The following is a 23,755-nucleotide window of genomic DNA, read 5'->3' on the forward strand; positions in this document are numbered from 1 at the left end:
GTCAGGACACCCGGATGCGCGGATCGAGCCAGGCGTTGGCGATATCGGAGGCCAGCGTCAGCAGCACGTACAGCACGGACAGCAGCAGCACGATCAGCTGCATCACCGGATAGTCCTTGTAGGTGATGCTCTGGTAGGCCAGGTAGCCCAGGCCGTCCAGCGCGAAGATGGTCTCGATGACCACCGAGCCGCCCAGCAGGTAGCCCAGTTGCACCGCCGCCAGCGCCACCACCGGCACGATGGCGTTGCGCAGCGCGTGCTTGAAAACGATCTTGCGCGCCGGCAGGCCCTTGGCCCGCGCGGTGCGGATGTAGTCGGCGGCCAGCACCTCGATCATGCCGGCGCGGATCAGCCGCATGAAGGCCGGCGCCACGTAATAGCCCAGCGCGATGGCCGGCATCACGAAGTGCTGCCAGCTGCCGCTGCCCGAGACCGGCAGCAGGCGCAGCGTGATCGAGAACAGCATGATGAGGATCAGCGCGAAAAAGAAATTCGGCAGCGCCTGGCCCAGCACCGCCACGGCCAGGCAGAAGCGGTCGACCAGGCTGTCCTTGTACAGCGCGGCCAGCACGCCCAGCGGAATCGACACCAGCAGCGCGAAGCCCAGCGCGGCCAGGCCCAGCATCAGCGTGGTCTCCAGCTTGGACAGGATCAGCGGCCCGGCCTCGGTCTTGAAATACACCGAGGTGCCGAAGTCGCCCTGCAGGATGTGCCAGAGCCAGTCCGCATACTGCACGGCCAGCGGCCGGTCCAGGCCGTAGGTCTTGCGGATCATTTCGATGTCGGCCTGGCGCGCGCCTTCGCCGGCCAGCGCCAGCGCCGGGTCGCCCGACAGGTGCAGCAGCAGGAACGCCAGGATCGAAACCGTCAGCGCCACCAGCAGCGCCAGGCCCAGGCGCCTGATCGTGAAATAAAGCATAGGACTCAGCCTCTTTCGCTTCCGTCTGCGATGCGCGCCGCCGGAACCGCCCGGCGGCGCGCGCCTCTTACTTCCAGCTCATGTCCCAGAAGCGCACCAGTTCATCCGAATACGGTTTGAAGTTCACGTCCTTGGTGGCGACGTAATAGGCCGGCAGCGTCCAGAGCGGCACCGCGTAGGCCTTCTTGGCGATCAGGTCCAGCGCCTCTTTGTAGGCCGCCTTGCGGGCCTCGGCGTCTATGGTGTGGTCGCCCTTATCGAGCAGGTCGCGCACCTGCGGGTCGCGGGTGATGTCGTCGTTGCCGAACGAGAAGTACACCGGCGTGGAGGCCGACACGTCGTTGACCAGGTTGGAGCCCCAGGTCTGGTGCGTGAGCGAGGCCTTGCCGGCGCGGATCATGTCGCGCATGGCCGCGTACTGCAGGAAGTTCAGCTTGGCGCGTATGCCCACCGCCTGCAGGTAGTTGATGATCGCTTCGGTCTGGTTGCGCTCGCGGTAGGCCACGATGTCGATGTCGAAGCCGTTGGGATAGCCGGCCTCGGCCAGCAGCTTCTTGGCCTGGGCCGGGTCGTACTTGTAGACCGGCGCGCCTTCCTGGGTACAGCCCACCTGCGACGGCGTGCAGATGGTGTTGATGAGGCCGCCGCCTTCGCCCACGATGTTCTTCAACATGGATTCGCGGTCGATGGCGTGGATGATGGCGCGGCGAACCCGCTCGTCCTTGAGCTGCGGCGCCGGCGTGCCTTCCAGGATGTTCATCTGCATGAACACGATGCGCATGGTGTTGCCCGTGACCATCTGCAGCTGGGGCATGGAGCCCAGCTGCTCGGCCTGGTCCTTGGGCACGCTCATGATCAGGTCTTCGCCGCCCGAGATGACTTCGGCCATCTGCGTCTGGCGGTCGGGTATGAAGCGGATGACGACCTTGCCGATCTTGGGCTGCGCCTTGGGCGAATCCTTGAAGTAGTCGGCGTTGCGCTCCAGCGTGATGGACTTGCCGGGCTGGTAGTCCACCACCTTGTACGGGCCCGAACCCACCGGCTTGGCGTTCATGCCCTTGGGGCCGACTTCCTGGTAGTACTTGGCGGGATGGATGGCGGCGGTGGTGGACAGGTATTCCTTGGCGCCCGGGAAGGGCTCCTTGGTGGTCAGGCGCACCTTGTACTTGTCGATCTTCTCGACCTTGTCGATCCACGCAACGTTCTGCTGCGTCACGGCCTTGTTCTTGGGGTCGGCCACGTAGTTCAGGGTGTACACCACCGAGTCGGCGTCGAACTCCTCGCCGTTGTGGAATTTGACGCCCTGGCGCAGTTCGAACTCCATGGTCTTGTCGTCGACCTGCTTCCAGCTCTTGGCCAGCTGCCCCTTGTACTCGTTGGTGACCGGGTCGCGGTAGAGCAGGGTGTCCCAGACGTTGGCGGCGATGATGACGCCGATGCGCACGTTGTTGAAGTACGGGTCCACGCTTTCGGGCGCCTGGTCGTAGGCCATGCGCAGGGTGTCGTCCTTCTTGCCGGCCAGGGCCGGCTGGGCGAGGACGGCGGCGCAGGCCAGCCCGGCGGCCAGGATCGCGAACCTGGGACGGCGGTGAGACGGGAGTGAAGCAGGAACGATACGAGGGGGGACGCGGTAATCGGCCATGGCGAGGCTCCTGTGGAAGTCACTGCACGTACTGCGTATCTGCTGCGTGTCCGGGCGGGCGGTTCAGCCGGAATCCGGTGCGGGCGGCTGCAAGGTCCTGAGGGCGGCGTCGCACTTGCGCTGCAGGTGCTGGCGCATGATGCCGGCCAGCCGGTCGGCGTCGCGCGCCTCCAGCGCCTCGGCCATTTCGATGTGCTCGCGCATGGCCAGGTCCCACTTCTGGCGGTTTTCGTTGGACACGAAACGCAGGTTCTGGATGCGCGCGTTCTGGGCGTCGTACAGCTGCTTGAGCAGGCCGTTGTGCGAGGCCAGGCTGATGCGCTCGTGGATCTCGCGGTTGAGGCGGAAATACGAGGGCAGGTCGCGGCGCGCGTGGCTGGCCATCATCTCGTAGGTCAGCGCCCGGATCTCGGCGATCTCCAGGTCGGTGGCCCGTTCGCAGGCCAGCCGGCAGGACATGGCTTCCAGCCCGCCGATGACTTCGAAGGCTTCGCGGATATTGGCTTCGGACAGCGCCACCACCTGGGCGCCGCGGTTGGGTTCGATCTGCACCAGCCCTTCGGCGGCCAGCAGGCGGAAGGCCTCGCGCAGCGGCGTGCGCGACACGCCCAGCAGGTCGCACAGCGCCCGTTCGTTCAGGCGCGAGGCCGGCGGGAATTCGCCCTGGATGATGCGCTTGCGCAACTGCCCGGCCACCGTGGCCGGCAGCGTGCGGCTGGCGCCGGACAACTGCGCCGCGGGCGCGGGGTCGGCGTCGGGTAGGCTAAGCGCGCTGCTCATTGGTATACAAAAATTCCCCTGTTTTTCCGCACTATAAACCTGCTTTCCCCGCGGCCTGATGGGTGTATACCCTAGGTTAATTACGTAAAAACAATGGGATAGAGTGACGCATGCCGTAGGTCCGCACGCCGGGCATACGCTGTTCGTTTGCCGGGCTTTTCGTTGGTATACAAAAACTATTCCATCTGGGGTGACATATGTTCAGCCTGAACCCGCACTCATCCGGCCGCCACTTCCTGCAGATTCCGGGCCCCACCAACGTGCCCGACCGCGTGCTGCGCGCCATCGACCAGCCCACCATCGACCACCGCGGGCCGGTCTTCGGCGCGCTGGGCCTGGAGGTGCTGGCCGGCATCCGGCAGGTGTTCCAGACGCAGGGGCCGGTGGTGATCTATCCGTCCTCGGGCACCGGCGCCTGGGAGGCCGCGCTGGTCAACACGCTGTCGCCGGGCGACCGGGTGCTGATGGCCGAGACCGGGCATTTCGCCAGCCTGTGGCGCAAGCTGGCGGGGCGGCTGGGCCTGGAGGTCGACTTCCTGGAAGGCGACTGGCGCCATCCGGCGGACCCGGCGGCCATCGGCGCGCGCCTGGCCGCCGACGCGCAGCACCGCATCAAGGCCGTGTGCGTGGTGCACAACGAAACCTCCACCGGCGTGACCAGCGACGTGGCCGCGGTGCGCGCGGCCATCGACCGCGCCGCGCATCCGGCGCTGCTGATGGTGGACACGATCTCGTCGCTGGGCTCCATCGACTACCGCCACGACGAATGGGGCGTGGACGTGACGGTGGCGGGTTCGCAGAAAGGCCTGATGCTGCCGCCCGGCCTGTCGTTCAACGCCGTCAGCGCCAAGGCGCTGGCCGCGGCCGACACGGCGCGCCTGCCGCGCTCGTACTGGGATTGGCGCGAAATGCTCGGGCCCAACGAACGCGGCTACTTTCCGTACACGCCCTCGACCAATCTGCTTTACGGCCTGCACGAAGCGCTGGCCATGCTGCGCGAGGAAGGCCTGGCGCAGGTCTACGCGCGCCACCGCCGCCATGGGCAGGCTACGCGCCTGGCGGTGCAGGCCTGGGGGCTGGAGCTGTTGAGCCTGGACCCGGCCGCGCACAGCCCGGCCCTGACCGCGGTGCTGATGCCGCCCGGGCACAGCGCCGACGCCTTGCGCAAGGCGGTGCTGGAGCGCTACGACATGTCGCTGGGGCAGGGCCTGGGCAAGCTGGCCGACCGCGTCTTCCGCATCGGCCACCTGGGCCATTTCAATGACCTGACGCTGTGCGGCGCGCTGGCCGGCGTGGAGATGGGCCTGGCCGCGGCCGGGGTGCCGCATCGCGCCGGCGGCGTGCAGGCCGCCATGGAATTCCTGAAATCGCAACCATAACGAGGCAAGCAATGAACACCCTCATGCAGCAGGCGATCCAGTTCGCCAACGACCACGAAACCGCCTGGGACCGCAGCGTCGACGGCGTCTTCGGCGTGCACCTGAACGATCCGCCGCCCTGGAACCGCCTGCTGGGCCCCATCCACGACCGCGGGCCGGTCTCGGGCGTGGTGGTGGTGGACGGCAAGACCGTCGCCGAGTGGGGCGAGCCCGAGCGCGCCGACCTGACCTTCAGCGTGGCCAAGTTGTACCTGGCGATCCTGGCCGGCGTGGCGCATGACCGAGGCCTGCTGCCGGACGTGGACGAGCCGGTCGGCAGGCGCGTGCCCGGCATCGGCTTCGACAGCGGCCAGAACGCCGACATTACCTGGCGCCACCTGCTGCAGCAGACCAGCGAATGGGAGGGCGAGCGCTTCGGGGTGTCCGACCAGGCGGACCGCTACCGCGCCGTCACCTTCGGCGTGCCGCCCGACGGCAAGAAGGGCGACGCGCGGCCCTTGCAGCGCCCCGGCACGTACTGGGAATACAACGATGTGCGCATCAACCAGCTGTCCTATGCGCTTCTGCACCTGTTCCGCAAGCCGCTGCCCGAGGTTTTCCGCGAGGCGGTGATGCGCCCGATCGGCGCGAGCGAGAACTGGCGATGGGTGGGCTACGACAACGCCTGGGTCGAGATCGACGGCCAGCGCATGCCCTCGGTGCCGGGCGGCTCGCACTGGGGCGGCGGCATGTCGATCAGCGCCCGCGACCAGGCGCTGATCGGCCAGATGCTGCTCAACGGCGGGCGCGCCAACGGCCGCCAGGTGCTGTCGGAAGATTGGATACGCGCCATGCGCACGCCCTGCGACATCGCGCCGTACTACGGCTACCTGATCTGGCTGAACCACGAAGGCCGCGTGTTCCCCAGCGTGCCGGCCTCCAGCTTCTTCGGCGTGGGCGCGGGCAGCTCGTTCACCTGGGTCGAACCGGAACGCAAGATGGTCGTGATCGTGCGCTGGCTGGATTCGGCCCACGCCGACGCCTTGTTCGGCAGGATACTGGCGGCGGTGGACGCGGGCGGGGCGTGACGGGGCCGCGGCGCGCATAATCCGGGGTATGGTGTATCCAACCCCCCACAACCCAAGGAATCCACTCATGAACTACCGCCGGCTGGGCAGCAGCAATCTCCGGGTATCGCCGTTGTGCCTGGGCACCATGATGTTCGGAGAGCAGACGCCCGACGAAGAGGCCGCGCGCATCGTCGCTTCGGCGCGCGACCGCGGCCTGAATTTCATCGACACCGCCGACGTCTACAACGGCGGGCGCTCGGAAGAAGTGGTGGGCCGGCTGCTGGCCGGGCAGCGCCACGACTGGGTGCTGGCCAGCAAGATCGGCAACGCCGTGGGCAAGGGCCCGAACCAGTCGCACTATTCGCGCCAATGGCTGATCCGTGGCGTCGAGGCCAGTCTGGTGAGGCTGGGCACCGACTTCCTGGACATCCTCTACCTGCATCGCGACTACCACGAGGAAAACCTCGAAGAAGCGCTGTGGGCGCTGGGCGACCTGATCCGCGCGGGCAAGCTGCGCAGCTACGGGCTGTCGAACTTCCGCGGCTGGCGCATCGCCGAGGTGATGCGCCTGTGCGAACGCATGGGCGTGCCGCAGCCGGTGGTGTGCCAGCCGTACTACAACATGCTCAACCGCGGCCCCGAGGTCGAGATCCTGCCGGCCTGCGGCCATTACGGCCTGGGCGTGGTGCCCTACAGCCCGATCGCGCGCGGCGTGCTCACCGGCAAGTACCTGCCGGGCCAGGCGCCGGCCGCCGATACCCGCGCCGGGCGCGGCGACTCCCGCATCCTGGCCACTGAGTTCCGCGAGGAGTCGCTGCAGATCGCGCAGAAGCTGGTAGCGCACAGCGCCGCGCGCGGCGTGCAGGCGGGGCATTTCGCCACCGCCTGGGTGCTGGCCAACCCCATCGTCACCGCCGTCATCGCCGGGCCGCGCACGCTGGCGCAGATGGAGGACTACTACGCCGCGCTGGACGTCGCCATCACGCCCGAGGACGAGGCCGTGGTCAACGGCTGGGTGACTCCGGGGCACGCTTCATCGCACGGCTACAACGACCCCAACTATCCGTTCTACGGCCGGCCCGTGGCGGCCGGCTGAAGCGCGCGGGCCGCGGCGTCCTCGTCGGGCTGCTTGCCGCGCCCGATGAGCCACGCGCACGCCGCCGACACCACGCCCGAGAACAGCACGTACAGGCAGATCAGCCAGGGCTGGCCGCCGCCGGCCTTGAGCAGCGCGGTGGCGATGATGGGCGTGATGCCCGAGGCGAAAATGCCCGAGAACTGGTAGACGAAGGAGATGCCGGTGTAGCGCACCCGGGCGTCGAACAGTTCGCAGAACAGCGCCGCCTCCGGCCCGTACACGGCCGCGTACAGGATGCCGAACGGGATGATGATGGCTACCCAGATCAGCACCGCGCTGCCCTGGCTGTTGAGCATCAGCCAGAAAGCGGGAAACGAGGCCAGCGCGGTGATCAGCGAGCCCCAGAAATAGACGCGCGTGCGCCCGACGCGGTCCGACAGGCGGCCGAAGAACGGGATGAAGAAGCACATGACCAGGGCCGCGGCCATCACGCCGATCAGCGCCTCGGTGCGCGTGATCTTCACAGTCTGCGTGAGATACGAGATCGTGAATACGCCGAATACGTTGAAGAACACCCCGTCGATGTAGCGCGCGCCCATGCCCTTGAAGACGTTGCCCGGAAAGCGCCGGAACATGTCTGCGAAAGGGATGCGGCTTTCGGCGTTGTTCTTCTTGACCGCGGCGAACTCCGGCGTTTCCTTGATGTTCAGGCGGATGTACATGCCCACCAGCACCATCACCGCCGACAGCAGGAAGGCGACGCGCCAGCCCCAGGCCATGAATTGCGCGTCGGTCAGCAGGGTGGACAGCAGGGCCACCGTGCCCGAGGCCAGGCACAGCCCGATGGCCAGGCCTATCTGCGGCAGCGACGCGTACAGCCCTTTCTTGCCGGGCGGCGCGTATTCGTAGGCCATCAGCACCGCGCCGCCCCATTCGCCGCCCAGCCCGATGCCCTGGAACACGCGCAGCAGCAGGAGCAGGATGGGCGCCCAGATGCCGATGCTGTCGTAGGTGGGCACCAGGCCGATCAGGAAGGTGGCCACGCCCATGATCATCAGGGTCATGACCAGCATGCTTTTCCTGCCGATGCGGTCGCCGAAGTGGCCGAAGATCAGCCCGCCCAGCGGCCGGGTGACGAAGCCGACCGCGAACGTGGTGTAGGCCAGCATGGTGGAGACCAGCGGGTCCCCGGCCGGGAAATACAGCTTGTTGAACACAATGCCTGCGACGACGCCGTACAAGAAAAAGTCGTACCACTCGATGGTGGCGCCGATCAGCGACGCGGCGACGACCCGGCGCACCGCGGCTTCGTTCTGCTTGGCCATGTCTAGTCTCCTTTGGTGTGGCGGCCGGCCCGTCTGCGCGGGCCTGGGCCGTGGGTGTCAGGCGGCGGCCTGCAGCGTCTGCGGATGCGCCTGGGTATGCTCCTGCAAAATGAAATCGGCCGCGCGCTCGGCCAGCATGACTGCGGGCACGTTGGTGTTGCCGGAAACCAGCGTCGGCATGATGGAACAGTCCACCACCCGCAGCCCCGCCACGCCATGCACGCGCAGCTGCGCGTCGACGACCGCCAGGGGATCGCTGCGCGGCCCCATCTTGGCGGTGCCGCTGGGGTGGAAGATGGTGGCCCCGTACTCGCGGCAGAAATGCAGGATCTCGTCGTCGCTGCGCACCTCGGGCCCGGGGCGGAATTCGCGCTTCATCATCGCCGCCAGCGGCGCCGTGGCGGCCAGCCGCCGCGCGTACTTGACCGCCGCCACCGTCATGCGGCGGTCCAGTTCGGTGGACAGGTAGTTCGGCTGCATGGACGGCGCCTCGAAGGGATCGGCGCTGCGCAGGCGCACGCGCCCGCGCGACGAGGGGCGCAGATGGCATACCGAATAAGTGCAGCCCGAGAACGGGTGCACCTTGCCGCCGGCCATGTCGGCCGACAGCGTGGCGAAATGGAACTGGGTGTCGGGCGTGAGGCTGGCCGGATCGACCCGGCAGAACAGCCCGCCCTGGTTGATGCCCACGGCCAGCGGTCCGCCGCGCAGCAGCAGCCATTCCAGGCCCATGCGGATGCGGCCGGGCAGCGTGCGCAGCTGGTCGTTGGTGGTGATGGGACGCGTGGTTTCGTAGATCAGCCGGATCTGCAGGTGGTCCTGCAGGTTCTCGCCCACGCCGGGCAGGTCGCGCACCACGCCGATGCCGAACTGGCGCAGCAGCGCGGCCGGCCCCACGCCGGAGAGCTGCAGCAGCTGCGGCGACTGCAGCGCGCCGGCGCACAGTATCACTTCGCGGCGCGCGCGCACGGTGCGCACCTGGCCGTGCTGGCGGTAGCGCACCCCGCAGGCGCGGGTGCCCTCGAACAGAATGGCCATGGCGTGCGCGTCGGTTTCGATGCGCAGGTTGGCGCGGCCTTGGGCCGGACGCAGGTAGGCGACGGCGGTGGAGCAGCGCCGGCCGTTGCGGGTGGTGAGCTGGTAGTAGCCCACGCCTTCCTGTTCGCCGGTATTGAAGTCGTCGACCTGGGCAATGCCCAGGTTCTGCGCGGCGGCGATCAGGCCCTGCACCAGCGGATGCGGGGTCTTGATGGAGGTGGCGTTGAGCGGGCCGTCGGTGCCGCGCGTGGGGCCGGGGCCGAGGTCGTTGTTTTCGAGCTTGCGGAAATAGGGCAGGCAGTCGTCCCAGCCCCAGCCGGGATTGCCGGCGGCGGCCCAGGCGTCGTAGTCGCGCCGCTGGCCGCGGATGTAGATCAGGCCGTTGATGGCGCTGGAGCCGCCCAGCGTGCGGCCGCGCGGCCAGTAGATGCGCCGGTCCAGCATGTTGGGATCGGGATCGGTGTAGTAGCCCCAGTTCACGACCTTGTGGAACATGGTCTTGCCGTAGCCGATGGGGATGTGGATCCACGGATAGCTGTCCTTCGGTCCGGCTTCCAGCAGGCAGACGGAATGCGCGCCGCTGGCGCTCAGCCGGTTGGCCATCACGCAGCCGGCCGAGCCGGCGCCTACGACGATGTAATCCACGGTATCGGACATATCCGCAAGCTCTCCCTGCAGCGGGCCGCCGCACGCCCCTGACGGCGCGTTTACCCTGCTTGTCGTTGTGGGGCGCAGTTATATACGCTGTGATGCCATGCGCTGCAGTGCCTGGACCCGGCGTCGCGCGGGCTTGCGGGCACTGACGCTGAGAGCGATTCTAGGAAGCGTGCGCGCAGCGCAAAGCACAACCGGCGCAAGCGCGGAAAAGTGGAACAGAAAATGCAAAACCGGTTTCAAAATCGCAGCGCAGCATCGGAGGAGCCGCAGGACACGGCGCGCTCGCTGCGCGCGCTGCTGGTGCTGGAACACCTGGCGCGGGCCCAGCATCCGCCCACGCTGGCGCAGCTCGCGCAGCGGCTGGACATGCCCAAGTCATCGCTGATGCGCCTGCTGGCGGCCATGCAGCGCGCCGGCTTCGTGGCCGCCACGCCCACCGAGAACGGCTACGTGCCGGGCCCGCAGGCTTCGGCGCTGGCGCTGGCCACGCTGCGCGCCTCGGCCTTCACCCGCGAATGCCGCGCGGTGCTGGCGCAGCTGGTCGGCACGCTGGGTGAAACCTGCAATCTCACCGCGCCCGACGGCGACCGCGTGGTCTATATGGAACGCGTGGAGACTGCCGAACCGCTGCGGCTGTTCTTCGCGGTGGGCAGCCATGTGCCCATGCATTGCACCGCCAGCGGCAAGCTGTTCCTGGCTTCCATGAGCCGGCTCGAGCGCAGCCGGGTGCTGGCGCGGCTGCCGCTGACCCGCAACACGCCGCGCACGCTGACCGATCCGGCGCGGCTGGAGGAAGAGCTGGAGCGCCTGGCCGCGCGGGGCATCGGCATCGACAACGAGGAGTTCGTGCGCGGCATGAGCGCGGTGGCGGTGCCGGTGCGCGCCGCCGACGACCGCGTGGTGGCGGCGGTGGCCTGCCATGCGCCCACGGCCCGCGTGATGCTGGACGAACTGCTGCGCGCGGTGCCGGTGCTGGAGCGCGCGGCCCAAGCCATGTGCGAGGTGCTGGCGCAGCACCGCGCCGGCGCGGGCTGAGCGGCGCGCCTCAGGCCGAAGGCGTGAACAGTTCGGGCGGCAGCTTCGCGACGGCTTCGTAGGTGAGGCGGATGTGGCTGGCCAGCAAGGAGCAGGCCAGGTCGGCGTCGCGCGCCAGCGTGGCGTCGAGGATGCGCTGGTGCTCGTCGTGCAGGTCGCGCGCGATGGGCTTGCGGGTGACGGTCAGGCGGCGGTAGCGCTCGGCCTGCTGGTACAGGATGCCCAGGAAGTGGTGGCGCCAGCGCGAGGGACAGGCGCGGATCAGTTCGCGGTGGAATTCGCGGTTGCGCTGTTCCCATTCCTCGAAGCGGGCTTCGGGGTCGGCGGCCAGGCGCTGCTCGGCCTTGCCCAGCCGGTGAAAGGCCGCCAGCACCGCGCTTTCCCAGTCGTCGTCGCCCACGGCGATGGACTGGCGCAAGGCCTCGGTTTCCAGCAGCACGCGGTTCTCGGTGATGTCGTGGAAATCCTCCAGCGAGATCGGGGTGACGTGAAAGCCGCGCTGCCCGTGGGCGATGACCAGCGCGTCCGAGACCAGCAGCGCCAGGGCCTCGCGCAGCGTGCCGGCGCCCACGCCGTAATCGTCCTTCAGATGTTCGACCCGCAGGCGCGAGCCGGGCGGGAGTTTGCCCTGGATGATGTCGCGGCGCAGGTTGACGTAGGCCGTGCCCACGAGCGTGTGGGCCGAGGCGGAATGAGCGAGCGGGGGCAGGGAAGTACCGTCAGACATGACGCTACTTTATCATGCGCGGAAAAAATCTCGATAAAAATTGTTGACGCCGAGATTTGTGGTGCTTATCGTAGAAAAGCGCGCCGCGCAGAATGACCGGCATCCAAGCCGGCGGCAGGCGCACAGGAGACATACTGTGACACGGCTACACGAGTCCCGCCGACGGCGGCGGCCCTTTCTGCGCCGCGCCGCGGCCGGCCTGACGGCGCTGGCCGCGCTGCTGATCGCCCCGGCGCCGCACGCCGCGGACTGGCCGAGCCGGCCGGTGACCATTCTGGTCAACGGCGGGCCCGGCAGTCTGCCCGACCTGTTCGCGCGGCCGCTGGCCGAGCGGCTGCACCGGTCGCTGGGCCAGCCCGTGGTGGTGGAGAACAAGCCGGGCGCCGGCGGCATGCTGGCGATGCAGCAGCTCAAGTCCGCGCCGGCCGACGGCCATACGCTGGCGCTGGTGACCAACGCGCACCTGGTGTGGAATCCGTATATTTTTCCGGCCCTGACCTACGATCCGGCGCGCGACCTGCTGCCGGTCAGCCCGCTGGCCATCATCCCGATGGCGCTCACGGTCAACGACAAGCTGCCCGCGCAGTCGCTGGGGCAACTGCTGGCGCAGGCGCGCCAGCAGCCGGGCAAGCTGAACTACGCCTCGTCGGGCAACGGCAGCCCGCCGCATGTGCTGTTCGAAATGCTGCGCGAGCAGGCCGGCGTCGACATCATGCACGTTCCGTTCAAGACCGGCACCGGCGCGCTCAACTCGGTGCTGGCCGGCGATACGCAGATGTACTTCGCCGGCACCGCGCTGGTCGAACCCATGGTCAAGGACGGCCGGCTGCGGGTACTGGCCATCAGCGAGACGGTGCCGGACGCCGCCTTCGGCAAGGCGCCGACGCTGGCCGAGCAGGACTTCCGCGGCTTCGAGGGCGCGGTGTGGCTGGGCGTGGCCGCCAGCGCCGGCACGCCCGAGGCGATCGTGCAGCGCCTGAACGCCGAGATCGGCCGCGCGCAGCAGGACGGCGCGCTCAAGCAGATGTACGCCAGCCACGGCTCGCTGCCGTACCATCTGGCGGCGGCCGACTTCGCCCGGCGCGTCGCGGCCGAACGGGACGCCTCCGGCCCGGTGCTGCGCAAGCTGGGCATCAAGCCCGACTGATCCCCCGCCTTCTTTTCAACCCGTTATCGCGGCCCCTGCGCGGGGCCGGCATCGCCACATGAACCTGATCGAAGACATTGTTGAACACGCGCCTTCCATCCGCGCCATCCGCCGCGACATCCACGCCCATCCGGAGCTGGCGTTCGAAGAGAACCGCACCGCCGACCTGGTGGCGCAGCAATTGGAGAGCTGGGGCATCACGGTGCATCGCGGCTTCGGCAAGACCGGGCTGGTGGGCGTGATCCGCAACGGCAGCTCGGCGCGCACGGTGGGCCTGCGCGCGGACATGGACGCGCTGCCCATGCAGGAGGCCAACCGGTTCGACCATGCCAGCAAGCACGCCGGCGTCATGCACGCCTGCGGCCATGACGGCCATACCGCCATGCTGCTGGGCGCGGCGCAGCACCTGGCGCGCCATCGCAATTTCGACGGCACGGTCTACCTGATTTTCCAGCCGGCCGAAGAGCGCGGCGGCGGCGCGCGCGAAATGATGCGCGACGGCCTGTTCGAGAGATTCCCCATGGAAGCGGTGTTCGGCATGCACAACATGCCCGGCATTCCGGTCGGCTGCTTCGCGTCGTCGCCGGGGCCGGTGCTGGCGTCCAACAGCGAATTCCACGTGACCATACGCGGCAAGGGCGGCCACGCGGCCATGCCGCACCTGGCCATCGACCCGATACCGGCGGCCGGCCAGATGATCGAGGCGTTCCAGACCATCATCAGCCGCAACAAGAAGCCGCTGGAGACCGCGGTGATCTCGGTGACCATGCTGCGCGCCGGCGAAGCGGTCAACGTGATCGCCGACACCTGCGAGCTGCGCGGCACGGTGCGCGCATACACGCGCGAAACGCTGGACCTGATCGAGCGCCGCATGGGCGAGATCGCGCGTCACGTGGCGGAGATGTTCGGCGCCGAGTGCGATTTCGTCTTCACCCGCCACTATCCCTCGACCATCAACCACGAGGCCGAAACCGCCTTCATGCGCGAGACGCTGGCCTCGGTGGTCGGCGCCGGGCGCGTGCTGGCGCAGACGCCCATCATGGCGGCCGAGGATTTTTCCTTCATGCTCGAAGCGGTGCCGGGCAGCTATTGCTTCATCGGCAACGGCGACGGCGACCACCGCGAGGCCGGCCACGGCGCCGGCCCCTGCCTGGTCCACAACACCAGCTACGACTTCAACGACGAGCTGCTGCCCATCGGCGCCAGCGCCTTCGTGAAGCTGGCCGAAGCCTGGCTGGCGCGGCCCGCGCGGGGCTGAGGCCGGCTCAGTGCGGCGCGCCGGCCTCGGCCGGCACGCCGCGGTTGCGCGCACGCAGCAGCGCCGCGCTCAAGGCCGCCGCCAGCGCGGCGATGACGGCGCCGGCCAGGAAGGTGAGCTGGTAGCCGCCGTTGAGCGCCGCGGTGGCGCTTGCGCCCGCCTGCGTCAGCGTGGCGCTGCGGGCCGCGGCCAGGCTGGCCAGCACCGCCAGGCCGAGCGCGCCGCCCATCATGAAGGCGGTATTGACCACGCCCGAGGCCAGGCCCGACTGGCTGGGCTCCACGTCGTTCATGGCCGCCAGCAGCAGGGGATTGAAGGCCACGCCGGCGCCCAGGCCCAGCAGCAGCATGCCGGGCAGCACGTCGGCGGCGAAGGCGCCGTCGATCGGCGCGCGCGCGAACAGCGCCAGCCCCAGCGCCGCCAGCGACAGGCCGGCGGCCAGCGGCAGCCGGATGCCGAAGCGCATCACCAGCTTTGCCGACAGGCCCAGCGAGAAGGCCGCCATGATGAGGTTGGCCGGCAGGAAGGCCAGCCCGACCTGCATGGCCGTATAGCCCAGCACCAGCTGCATGTACAGCGCCGACACGAAGAACCACGCGAACATGGCCGCGGCCCACAGCACGCCGACGACGTTGGCGGTGGCCACGTTGCGCAGCCGGAACAGCGCCAGCGGCATCAGCGGCGATTCGACGCGCGCCTCGATCCACAGGAACAGCGCCATCAGCGCCGCGGCCACGCCCAGCAGGGTCAGGGATTGCGCCGAGGTCCAGCCGGCCTCGTTGCCGTTGACCACGGCATACACCGCCAGCATCAGCGAGGCCGTGACGGCCAGCGCGCCGGCCACGTCCAGGCGGGCGCCGGCGGCCGTCGGCGCGGCGCGCGGGATCAGCCGCAGGCACAGCGCGTAGACCAGCACGCCGATGGGCAGGTTGACCAGGAAGATCCAGTGCCAGGACAGCGCGCTGGTCAGCAGCCCGCCCAGCAGCACCCCGATACTGCCGCCGCCGGCGCAGACGAAGCCGTATACGCCCATGGCGCGGGCGCGCTCGCCGGTCTCGGTGAAGAGGTTCATGATGAGCGAGAGCGACACGGCGGAGACCACCGCGCCGCCCAGCCCCTGGACCGCGCGCGCGCCGATCAGCAGCGCCTGGCCCTGGGCCACGCCGCAGGCCAGCGAGGCCAGCGTGAACAGCGTCAGGCCGGCCAGGAACATGCGGCGGTGTCCCAGCAGGTCGCCCAGCCTGCCGCCCAGCAGCAGGAAGCCGCCGAAGGTGAGCATGTAGGCGTTGACCACCCAGACCAGCGAGGTCTCGGTGAAGTGCAGGTCCTGGCGGATAGAGGGCAGGGCGACGTTGACGATCGTGGTGTCCAGCACGATCATCAGCACGCCCAGGCATAGCACCAGCAGCGCCCACCAGCGCTGCCTGCCGTGGATTCCATGCGTCATCGGGTATCGCTTCCTTGGAGAGGTCGTGTTCAGTGGGCCATGCGGCCGCCGCTGACCATCCAGCGGGTGCCGTAGCGGTCGATCAGCGCGCCGTAGGCCTCGGCCCAGAAGGTCTTCTGCAGCGGCAGCGTGATGTTGCCGCCGTCGGCCAGCTGGTCGAAGACGCGCTGCGCATCGGACACCGTGGGGTAGGCCAGCGCCAGCGCCACGCCCTGCTTGCCCGGATAGGGATGGGCGGCGGTGGCGTCGCTGCCCAGCAGCGTCTGCTGGTCCAGGCCCAGGCGCGCGTGCATGATGCGCCCGGCGTCCTCGGCCGACAAGGGCGGCATGGCGGCGTCGGGCGGCGCGTCGGCGTAGCGGATCAGCGCCTCCAGCCGCCCGCCCAGCACGCGCTCGTAGAACTGCATGGCCTCGGCGCAGTTGCCGTCGAAGCTGAGATAGGCGGATAGTTGGGGCATGTTCTCTCCGGAAGATGAGACGGAAGCGGTGCCAAGAAGGCCGCCGCCGCTCTATGATGGAAGCCCGACTCACGTAATCAGTAATCAGGAGCCAGGCCATGCAAAAAGGAAGCTGCCACTGCGGACAGATCGCGTTCGAGGTCGACGGCGACGTGTCCCAGGTCCTGGAATGCAATTGCTCGTACTGCAGCCGCAAGGGCTATCTGCTGTGGTTCGTGCCGCGCGCCAGCCTGCGCATCACCTCGTCCACCGATCGCATGTCGACCTACCAGTTCAACAAGCACGTGATTTCGCATCACTTCTGCGCCGATTGCGGCTGCGCGCCATTCGCTTTCGGCGTGAGCCCGCAGGGCGAGGAAACGGCCGCGGTGAACGCGCGCTGCCTGGAGACGGTGGCCCTGGACACGCTCACGCGCATTCCGTTCGACGGGCGCAGCGCATAAGCGGCGCGGCGCACCCGGCCGCGCCGCGGGCTCCATCATAGGGCAATGGCGGGCGCCGCGATACGACGGCCGCGTGACATGTTTTTTCAGCGTTTGCGTCCAATAGGAGGCTGCCATGTCGCTGATACCGCTGTTTCCGCTATCGAACGCGCTTTTTCCCGCGGGCGTGCTGCATCTGCGCGTCTTCGAGGTGCGCTACCTGGACATGATCCGGCGCTGCATCGCCGATGGCAGCGAGTTCGGCGTGGTGGGCCTGCTGTCGGGGCAGGAGGTGCGCACGCCGGGCGGCGGCGAGACGCTGGCGCCCGTGGGCACGATGGCCCGCATCGACGCCTGGGACGCGCCCATGCCGGCGCTGCTGGAGCTGCGCTGCGTGGGCACGGGGCGTTTCCGGCTGCTGTCCAGCGAGGTGGCAAAATACGGCCTTTGGATGGGGCAGGCCGAGCCCATCGCCGACGATCCGCCCGCGCCCGTGCCGGCGGCCATGCAGGCCAGCGCCGACGCGCTGGGGCGCCTGGTGGCCCAGTGGCAGCGCGAAGGCGTGAGCGCCGAGCGCATGCCGGTGGGGCCGCCCTTCAGGCTGGACGACGGCGGCTGGGTCGCCAACCGCTGGTGCGAGCTGCTGCCGCTGCCGCCGGACGACAAGGCGCGCCTGCTGGCCATGACCGATCCGGTCGGGCGGCTGGCGGCGGTCCAGGACGTGCTGCGCGGCCAGGGGCTGGCTTGAGGCAAACCTGCATTTGGACACAATGGACATCAGGATAGACGAGGGCCTGCGCGCCTATATAGACCCTTTGACCGAAGACGAGTACGCGGCGCTGGAACGCAGCCTGCTGGCCGAAGGCTGCCGCGACGCGCTGGTGCTGTGGGGCGACCTGCTGGTCGACGGACACAACCGCTACGCGCTGTGCCGCAAGCACGGCATTGCCTTCCAGACCATCCAGAACACGCGCTTCCAGTCGATCGAGGATGTGCACCTTTGGATGATAGAAAACCATCTGGGCCGACGCAGCGTGTCGGACTTCCAGCGCGGCGTGCTGGCGCTGCGCAAGAAGGAAATCCTGCAGGCGCGCGCCGCCGCCGCCGCGCCCGACGATCCGCCCTGGGACGAGGGTTCCGATGCGCCGCCGCTGCCGGCGCAGGCCATGCCGGTCCCGAGCCGCCAGGCGCTGGCGCGCGCCGCGCGCATCAGCAGCAACACGCTGGGGCAGATAGAAAAAATCCAGAAGGCCGCCGCGCCCGAGCTGGTGCGGGCCGTCAAGGAAGGGGCGATCTCGATCAACGCGGCCGCCGCGGTGTCTTCGCTTCCGGTCGAGCGGCAGGCGGCCGCGGTGGCGGGCGGCAGAAAGGAATTGCAGCAGGCGGCGCGCGAAGTGCGCCAGGCCAAGGCCCCGCCGCGCGAGCCGCGTCCCGAGGAACCCATCGAGAACATTGCCGACATGCCGGCCGAAATCGCGCGCCTGCGCGAACTGCTGGCGCGGCTGACGGACGAGCGCGACCAGCTGAAGAAAAAAGTGATGCACCTGACGGTGGCGCTGGCCGAAGCGCGCAGCGCCGCCGGCGGCGACTGAGGCGTCTTCAGCCGCAGCGGATCGCGGTCATGACGTCCTTGTCGTCGACGATCAGGTTCAGGCGGGTGGCGTTGTATTCCATGGTTACGACCTGGCCCGGGCGCAGCATGCGGGCGGTGGAGCTGCCGCTGCGCGTGCGCAGGTCTTCCATCACGGACGGGGTGGCCTTCTGGCCGATCTGCGACTGCAGCGCCGCGGCGTCGCAGGTCTTGCCGCCATAGCCGGAGGCGCTGGACATGCCCGACGAGGAAGCGGCGCCGGACGAGGACGATGCGCTGGAGGAGCTGGAGCCCGATGCGCTGGACGAACGCGGTGCTCCGGTGTTGGCGCATGCGGCCAGACTGGCGACCAGCAGGAAGGGAATCAGCTTGCGGATCATGTAGAACTCCTTACAACAACGCGTCGAAAAAGCCATGATAGACCAGCCGCGGCGCGCTGTGCTCAGGGCGGGCGCGAGCCCGTCCTAATGGAAGTTGCGGCTGCGCGCGGACAGTCCGCCCAACAGCTCGGACAGATCCACCAGCCGCTGCGCCACCAGGTGGCGCACGCCGTCCACGCTTTGCCAGGAACCGTATACGCCCAGCAGCGCCGACCCCAGCAGTTCGCGGCGCTGGCGTTCTATCAGTTCGGGGCGCACGATCACGTTGACCGGACCGGTCTCGTCTTCCAGGGTGACGAAGATGACGCCCTTGGAGGTTTGCGGGCGCTGGCGCACGGTGACGATGCCGCAGGCGCGCGCCACGCGCTTGTCGGGGTAGCCGTTGAGCACCGCGGCGGGCTGGAAATTGCGCGCCGCCAGCTCGGCGCGCAGCAGCGCCACGGGGTGGCTGCGCAGGGTCAGGCCCACGCTGCGGTAGTCCGCGGCCACGGCCTGGCTCTCGGTCGGGGCGGACAGCCGCGGCGCGGCGGTTTCGACGATGGCGGCGTCGCGCAGCAGGTCGCGGCTGTGCACGCTGGCGGCGGCTTCCCAGCTGGCCTGGCGGCGGTGGCCGGCCAGCGTGCGCAGGGCGTCGCCGGCGGCCAGGGCGTTGAGGTCGTGGCGCGTGAGCGCGGCGCGGCGCGCCAGGTCGCCGGTGTCGGCGAACGGCGCGGCGGCGCGCGCGGCCTCGATGCGCCGGACGGCGTCCTCGCGCATGCCCTGCAGCAGGCTCAGCCCCAGCCGCACGGCGGGACGCGGCGCATCGGGGGCGGGCGCGTGCGGATGCGGCGCGCGCCGCGCGCCGGGGTGGCCCGCCGGCAGGGGCTCCAGGGCCGAGTCCCAGCCGCTGACCGTGACGTCGGCCGGCAGCACGCAGACGCCGTGGCGGCGGGCGTCCTGGACCAGCTGGGCCGGCGCGTAAAAGCCCATGGGCTGGGAATTGAGCAGGGCGGCCAGGAAGGCCTCGGGCTCGTGCCGCTTGAGCCAGGAGCTGGCATACGCCAGCAGCGCGAAGCTGGCGGCGTGGCTTTCGGGAAACCCGTATTCGCCGAAGCCTTCGATCTGCCGGAACAGCGCTTCGGCGAATTCCAGCGTGTAGCCGTGGGCCAGCAGGCCGCCGACCAGCTTGGCGCGGTATTTGTCCACGCCGCCCTTGCGCTTCCAGGCGGCCATGGAGCGGCGCAGTTGGTCGGCGTCGCCCGGCGTGAAGCCGGCGGCGACCACGGCGATCTGCATGACCTGTTCCTGGAAGATCGGCACGCCCAGCGTGCGTTCGAGCACGCCGCGCACTTTTTCGCTGGGATAGCTGGCGCCTTCCTTGCTCTGGCGGCGGCGCAGGTAGGGGTGGACCATGCCGCCCTGGATCGGTCCGGGCCGCACGATGGCCACCTGCACCACCAGGTCGTAGTATTCGCGCGGGCGCAGGCGCGGCAGCATGCTCATCTGCGCGCGCGATTCGATCTGGAACACGCCGATGGTGTCGGCGTCGCAGATCATGTCGTAGGTGGCGGCGTCGTCCGGCGGGATGTCCTGCAGCCGCAAGGGCCGGCCGCGGCGCTGCCCGGCCAGCTCCAGCGTGCGGCGCAGCGCCGACAGCATGCCCAGCGCCAGCACGTCCACCTTGAGCAGGCCCAGCGCGTCCAGGTCGTCCTTGTCCCATTGCACGACGCTGCGGTCCGGCATGGCGGCGTTTTCGATGGGAACCAGGCGCGACAGCTTGCCGCGCGCAATCACGAAGCCGCCCGGGTGCTGCGACAAATGCCGCGGAAATCCCATCAGGGTGTGCGCCAGCGCCGCCCATTGCCGCGCCACCTGCGAATCCGGGTCCAGCCCGCAGCCGCCCAGCGTGCGCAGCATTTCCTTCTTGCTGTCCCACCACTGGTGGGCGCGCGCCACCGCGTCGATCACGCCCGGGTCCACGCCCAGCGCGCGGCCGGTGTCGCGCAGCACGCTGCGCGGCCGGTAGGAAATGACCACGGCGGTCAGCGCGGCGCGGTGCCGGCCGTACTTGTCGTAGATGTACTGGATGACTTCTTCGCGGCGCTGGTGTTCGAAGTCCACGTCGATGTCGGGCGGCTCGTTGCGCTCCTTGCTGATGAAGCGCTCGAACAGGCTGTTGCCGCGCGCGGGATCGACCTCGGTGATGCCCAGGCAGTAGCAGACCGCGGAGTTGGCCGCCGAGCCGCGGCCCTGGCACAGAATGCCCTGGTTGCGGGCGTACTGGACGATGTCGTAGACGGTCAGGAAATAGGCTTCGTAGCGCAGCTCGGCGATCAGGCTCAGTTCTTTCTCGATCTGCGCGGCCACTTCCGGCGGCACCCCGCCGGGAAAGCGGCGCACGGCCCCGGCCTGCGTTTCCTGGCGCAGGTAGGTGGCCGGCGTGTGCCCGCGCGGCACGATCTCGTCCGGATATTCGTAGCGCAGCTGCTCCAGCGAAAACGCGCAGCGGCGGGCCACCACCAGCGTCTGGGCCAGCGCCTGGGGCTGATAGAGATTGGCCAGGCGCATGCGCGTGCGCAGGTGCTGCTCGGCGTTGCCGGACAGTTCATAGCCGCACTGGGACACCGGCTGGCGGGTGCGGATGCCGGTCAGCGTGTCGTGCAGCGGCTTGCGCGAGCGCACGTGCATCTGCACCTGGCCCAGCGCCACCACGGGCAGCTGCGCGGCCTGCGCCGCCTGTTCCACCGCGGCGCGGTGCAGGTCGTCGCGGCAACGGTGGAGCAGGCTCAACCCGACCCAGGCGCGCTGGCCGAAGGCGCGCGCCAGCCAGCGCGCCTGCTGCGTCATGCGCTCGGCGTCGAGGCCGTAGGCGGGGCTGAGGATGGCCAGGCATTCGGGCATGTGGCGCAGATGGGCGTAGCCCGAGGGCGGATGGGTCAGGTCTTCCGGAGCCAGCCGGTATTCGCCCTTGGGGGCGCGGGTGCGCGCCAGGGTGATGAGTTCGGACAGGTTTCCATAGCCCTCGCGGGTCTGGGCCAGCAGGGTCAGGCCCAGCGGCGCGGCGTCGGGCGCGGCGCGCAACTGGAAGGTGGCGCCGATCAGCAGCGGCAGGTTGCGGGCCTTGGCCTCCACGTGGGCGCGGACCGCGCCCGCCAGCGAGCACTCGTCGGTGATGGCCAGCGCCGCGTAGCCCAGCTCGGCGGCGCGGGTGACCAGCTCTTCCGGATGCGAGGCGCCTTGCAGGAAGGAGAAGTTGGACTGGCATTGCAGCTCGGCGTAGCCAGGCAGGCCGGCCGCAACGGCCTCGGGGAGATCGTGTTCCATCTGGACTCTCAGGCGTAGAGCCCGTGCAGGAACCAGCGGGCGTGCTCGGCGTCGCGCTCGCGGTAGATCCAGTAGCGCGCGGCGGCCTCGTCCTCGGCGACGAAGTAGTCGCGCACGGTCAGGTCCGGGTCCCACCAGCCGCTTTCGATGCGCTCGGGGCCGCGCATCAGGCGCAGTGCATGGCCGCCGTACTGCGGACGGTGGCCGGACAGCTTCAGGGGCAGCGGCGGGTCCAGCAGCCAGAACGGCCGGTCCAGCAGCTCGGGCAGCGGGGCGGGACGGGGCGCGGGGGCCAGCGCATCGCCCCAGGCGTTGGCGGCCTCGGGGCGATGGTCGGGCACGGGACAGGCGTGGCGCACCTGGCTGCGGCCCAGCCGCGCCGCCAGCAGGTCCAGCAGCCTGGCGTGGTCGGCGGCGGTGCCGCCGGGTTCGGGAAACAGCGTGGCGCTGGCGGCGGGCTGCTCCTGCGTGTCCGGCGCCAGCAGCGCGACGGCGATCACCGGCGCCTGCAGCGTGTAGCGGGCCAGTTTTTCGCGCAGCAGGCCGAGGATCTGCTGCGCCTGCCAGACCGGCTGCGCCAGGGCCAGCTCCACCTCGGCGGGCGGCCGGGCATGGCGGCCGCGCTCGTGTTCCAGGCTGAGCACCACGCGCCGCACCGCGAGCCGGCGCGCGCTCAGCCAGCCGGCCAGTTGCTCGGCCAGGCGGCGCGCCACCGCCAGCACGGCGTCGGTGTGCTCCACGTAGTCCATGAGTTCGATGCGCCGCTCGAACCGGGGCGGCGGTTCGATCCAGCGGTAGAGTTCGGGCGCCTGGCCATAGGCCGCGTCCAGCGCCTGCAGCAGTTCGGGCGCGCTGCGCCGCTGCAGGCCGGCGCGCGGCAGGGCGCGCAGGTCCGCCAGGCTGTGGCAGCCGATGTCGTCCAGCCAGTCGCGGCGGGCCTGGGCCTGCGGCAGCAGCGCCAGGGGCAGGGCGTCCAGCCGCCGGACCAGCGTGGGCAGCGTCAGCACGCGCCGGGGCGCGCGCCGGCCGGGACGGCGCGCCAGCAGCCAGGCGCCCATGGCGGTGGGGGCCATGCCCAGCGTGACGCGCAGGTCCAGCGCGCGCAGCGTGGCGGCCACCCGGCGGCTCAGGGCGCGCGGGCCGCGGAAGAACATCAGGCTGGCGCCCACGTTCAGCAGCACCGTGTCGTCGCCCGCCAGCGCGACTTCGGGCGTGTATTGCAGCAGGGCCAGCGCCGCGCCCTGCAGGGTTTCGGCCTCGGCCAGCGGATCGCGCGCCAGCAGTTCGACCTGGGGCGCGATGGCGGCGGCGCCGGCGCGGCGCATGCCGGGCCGCACGCCGGCCTGGCGGGCGGCGGGCGTCAGGGCGGCGACGCGTTCCTGGTCCAGGACCGCGAACGCCGGCCCCTCATGCGGCCAGTGCGGGCGTATGGCGTCCAGCGGCAGGCAGCGCAGGCAGGCGGCGATCCAGAGGCGCATGGCGGGAAGGAGAAGTCGAGGCGGCGCCGGGCTCCAGGCCGATATACAGCGGCGTGTCGCAGGCCGGCCCGCGGCGCTTGAGTATCTGCACCGACAGCCCGCCCGGCGCGGGCGCCAGCGCCAGCCGCAAGGGCGCGGGCGTGGCGTTGCGGGCCGCCTCGGCGGGACGCAGGGCGACGAACAGCAGGTCGCTGGCCTGGGCGGCCAGGTGCAGGCGGCGCAGGGACTCGGGCCGCACCCGGGGCAGCCAGCAGATCAGGGCCCCGCAGCTGCCGTTCTTCAGGATCTGCTCGGCGGCCCAGAGCGCATCGGCGGGCTTCTCGGGGGCCACCCACAACAGCTGGCGCGGGTCCAGCCGCCAGCTCATCCAGCTGGCGATATGCGGCGCGTGCGGCGGCTGCACCAGCGCGATGGCGCGGCGGGTTTCCAGCTGCGCCAGGGCCGGACGCAGCAGGCGGATTTCGCCGACGCCGGGATGCGGCGCCAGCAGCTCGATCAGCGAACCCAGCGGCCAGCCGCCATCCGGCAGCTCGGCCGACAGCGCCGCATGCCCGGTGGGCAGGCAGCGGGCGGCGCCCTGAGCCAGTTGGGTGGCGCGCCATAGCGCGGGATGGATGCGTTCCGGGGACTGCATGGCAACAC

General features: G+C 69.8%; 21 protein-coding genes. 9 read left to right on the plus strand and 12 right to left on the minus strand.

Going from position 1 to position 23,755, the window contains the following annotated elements; translation table 11 throughout:
* Position 1 precedes the first annotated feature (1 nt).
* From AC1M14_RS11950 to AC1M14_RS11960, 3 genes are all read right to left on the minus strand, one after another.
* Positions 2 to 919, minus strand: coding sequence for an ABC transporter permease (locus AC1M14_RS11950; RefSeq protein WP_102776007.1), 918 nt, complete (start codon positions 917 to 919; stop codon positions 2 to 4).
* Between the two features lie 67 nt (positions 920 to 986).
* Entirely contained in the window at positions 987 to 2,561 is a 1,575-nt protein-coding gene (locus AC1M14_RS11955) for an ABC transporter substrate-binding protein (RefSeq protein ID WP_209166356.1), read from the minus strand.
* A 63-nt stretch (positions 2,562 to 2,624) separates the two neighbouring features.
* Positions 2,625 to 3,341 carry a GntR family transcriptional regulator gene (locus tag AC1M14_RS11960; RefSeq protein WP_479731670.1) on the minus strand — a complete coding sequence of 239 codons (717 nt, stop codon included), beginning with the start codon at positions 3,339 to 3,341 and terminating at the stop codon, positions 2,625 to 2,627.
* A 197-nt stretch (positions 3,342 to 3,538) separates the two neighbouring features.
* Here AC1M14_RS11960 and AC1M14_RS11965 point away from each other — a divergent pair, with 197 nt between their 5' ends.
* The 3 genes from AC1M14_RS11965 (at position 3,539) to AC1M14_RS11975 (ending at position 6,865) form a co-directional block, all read left to right on the plus strand.
* Positions 3,539 to 4,720, plus strand: coding sequence for a pyridoxal-phosphate-dependent aminotransferase family protein (locus AC1M14_RS11965; RefSeq protein ID WP_111824963.1), 1,182 nt, complete (start codon positions 3,539 to 3,541; stop codon positions 4,718 to 4,720).
* An 11-nt stretch (positions 4,721 to 4,731) separates the two neighbouring features.
* Complete coding sequence (locus AC1M14_RS11970; RefSeq protein WP_210405774.1) at positions 4,732 to 5,787, plus strand: serine hydrolase domain-containing protein; 1,056 nt, start codon at positions 4,732 to 4,734, stop codon at positions 5,785 to 5,787.
* Positions 5,788 to 5,854: 67 nt separating this feature from the next.
* Positions 5,855 to 6,865, plus strand: a complete 1,011-nt coding sequence (locus AC1M14_RS11975) for an aldo/keto reductase (RefSeq protein ID WP_102776011.1) — start codon at positions 5,855 to 5,857, stop codon at positions 6,863 to 6,865.
* Here AC1M14_RS11975 and AC1M14_RS11980 read toward each other — a convergent pair.
* Positions 6,838 to 8,172: an MFS transporter gene (locus tag AC1M14_RS11980; protein ID WP_102776012.1), complete on the minus strand. Its 1,335-nt coding sequence runs from the start codon at positions 8,170 to 8,172 to the stop codon at positions 6,838 to 6,840. The genes AC1M14_RS11975 and AC1M14_RS11980 overlap by 28 nt on opposite strands.
* A 57-nt stretch (positions 8,173 to 8,229) precedes the next feature.
* Complete coding sequence (locus tag AC1M14_RS11985; RefSeq protein ID WP_102776013.1) at positions 8,230 to 9,867, minus strand: GMC family oxidoreductase; 1,638 nt, start codon at positions 9,865 to 9,867, stop codon at positions 8,230 to 8,232.
* A 222-nt stretch (positions 9,868 to 10,089) separates the two neighbouring features.
* Here AC1M14_RS11985 and AC1M14_RS11990 point away from each other — a divergent pair, with 222 nt between their 5' ends.
* On the plus strand, positions 10,090 to 10,902 hold the full coding sequence (locus AC1M14_RS11990) for an IclR family transcriptional regulator (RefSeq protein WP_479731671.1): 813 nt from the start codon (positions 10,090 to 10,092) through the stop codon (positions 10,900 to 10,902).
* 10 nt (positions 10,903 to 10,912) lie between these two features.
* Here the strand turns inward: AC1M14_RS11990 and AC1M14_RS11995 are convergent, their stop codons facing one another.
* The gene (locus AC1M14_RS11995; protein ID WP_102776015.1) at positions 10,913 to 11,629 is read right to left on the minus strand and encodes a GntR family transcriptional regulator; all 717 of its coding nucleotides are present in this window, start codon (positions 11,627 to 11,629) and stop codon (positions 10,913 to 10,915) included.
* A 136-nt stretch (positions 11,630 to 11,765) separates the two neighbouring features.
* Here AC1M14_RS11995 and AC1M14_RS12000 point away from each other — a divergent pair, with 136 nt between their 5' ends.
* Both AC1M14_RS12000 and AC1M14_RS12005 read left to right on the plus strand, forming a co-directional pair.
* On the plus strand, positions 11,766 to 12,776 hold the full coding sequence (locus AC1M14_RS12000) for a Bug family tripartite tricarboxylate transporter substrate binding protein (RefSeq protein WP_258231555.1): 1,011 nt from the start codon (positions 11,766 to 11,768) through the stop codon (positions 12,774 to 12,776).
* Positions 12,777 to 12,834: 58 nt separating this feature from the next.
* Positions 12,835 to 14,034: a M20 aminoacylase family protein gene (locus AC1M14_RS12005; protein ID WP_102776016.1), complete on the plus strand. Its 1,200-nt coding sequence runs from the start codon at positions 12,835 to 12,837 to the stop codon at positions 14,032 to 14,034.
* 7 nt (positions 14,035 to 14,041) lie between these two features.
* Here AC1M14_RS12005 and AC1M14_RS12010 read toward each other — a convergent pair whose 3' ends face one another.
* On the minus strand, positions 14,042 to 15,481 hold the full coding sequence (locus AC1M14_RS12010; protein ID WP_102776017.1) for a DHA2 family efflux MFS transporter permease subunit: 1,440 nt from the start codon (positions 15,479 to 15,481) through the stop codon (positions 14,042 to 14,044).
* A 29-nt stretch (positions 15,482 to 15,510) separates the two neighbouring features.
* A complete protein-coding gene (locus AC1M14_RS12015; protein ID WP_102776018.1) occupies positions 15,511 to 15,939 on the minus strand; it encodes a VOC family protein in 429 nt (142 codons plus the stop codon).
* Between the two features lie 98 nt (positions 15,940 to 16,037).
* Here AC1M14_RS12015 and AC1M14_RS12020 point away from each other — a divergent pair, with 98 nt between their 5' ends.
* From AC1M14_RS12020 to AC1M14_RS12030, 3 genes are all read left to right on the plus strand, one after another.
* Entirely contained in the window at positions 16,038 to 16,382 is a 345-nt protein-coding gene (locus AC1M14_RS12020; protein ID WP_102776019.1) for a GFA family protein, read from the plus strand.
* A gap of 115 nt (positions 16,383 to 16,497) precedes the next feature.
* Positions 16,498 to 17,109, plus strand: a complete 612-nt coding sequence (locus AC1M14_RS12025; protein ID WP_111824970.1) for an LON peptidase substrate-binding domain-containing protein — start codon at positions 16,498 to 16,500, stop codon at positions 17,107 to 17,109.
* 22 nt (positions 17,110 to 17,131) lie between these two features.
* Positions 17,132 to 17,953, plus strand: a complete 822-nt coding sequence (locus AC1M14_RS12030) for a ParB N-terminal domain-containing protein (RefSeq protein ID WP_102776021.1) — start codon at positions 17,132 to 17,134, stop codon at positions 17,951 to 17,953.
* Positions 17,954 to 17,960: 7 nt separating this feature from the next.
* Here the strand turns inward: AC1M14_RS12030 and AC1M14_RS12035 are convergent, their stop codons facing one another.
* The 4 genes from AC1M14_RS12035 to imuA form a co-directional block, all read right to left on the minus strand.
* Entirely contained in the window at positions 17,961 to 18,332 is a 372-nt protein-coding gene (locus AC1M14_RS12035; RefSeq protein WP_102776022.1) for an I78 family peptidase inhibitor, read from the minus strand.
* An 84-nt stretch (positions 18,333 to 18,416) separates the two neighbouring features.
* A complete protein-coding gene (locus AC1M14_RS12040; RefSeq protein WP_479731672.1) occupies positions 18,417 to 21,635 on the minus strand; it encodes an error-prone DNA polymerase in 3,219 nt (1,072 codons plus the stop codon).
* Between the two features lie 8 nt (positions 21,636 to 21,643).
* Positions 21,644 to 23,113 (minus strand): Y-family DNA polymerase, encoded by a 1,470-nt coding sequence (locus AC1M14_RS12045; RefSeq protein WP_479731673.1) that lies wholly within the window; start codon positions 23,111 to 23,113, stop codon positions 21,644 to 21,646.
* Positions 23,043 to 23,747, minus strand: a complete 705-nt coding sequence (gene imuA, locus AC1M14_RS12050) for a translesion DNA synthesis-associated protein ImuA (protein WP_102776025.1) — start codon at positions 23,745 to 23,747, stop codon at positions 23,043 to 23,045. Before imuA ends, AC1M14_RS12045 begins: the two co-directional genes overlap by 71 nt.
* Positions 23,748 to 23,755 lie beyond the last annotated feature (8 nt).

Source organism: Achromobacter sp. SX5 (genome assembly GCF_056711425.1).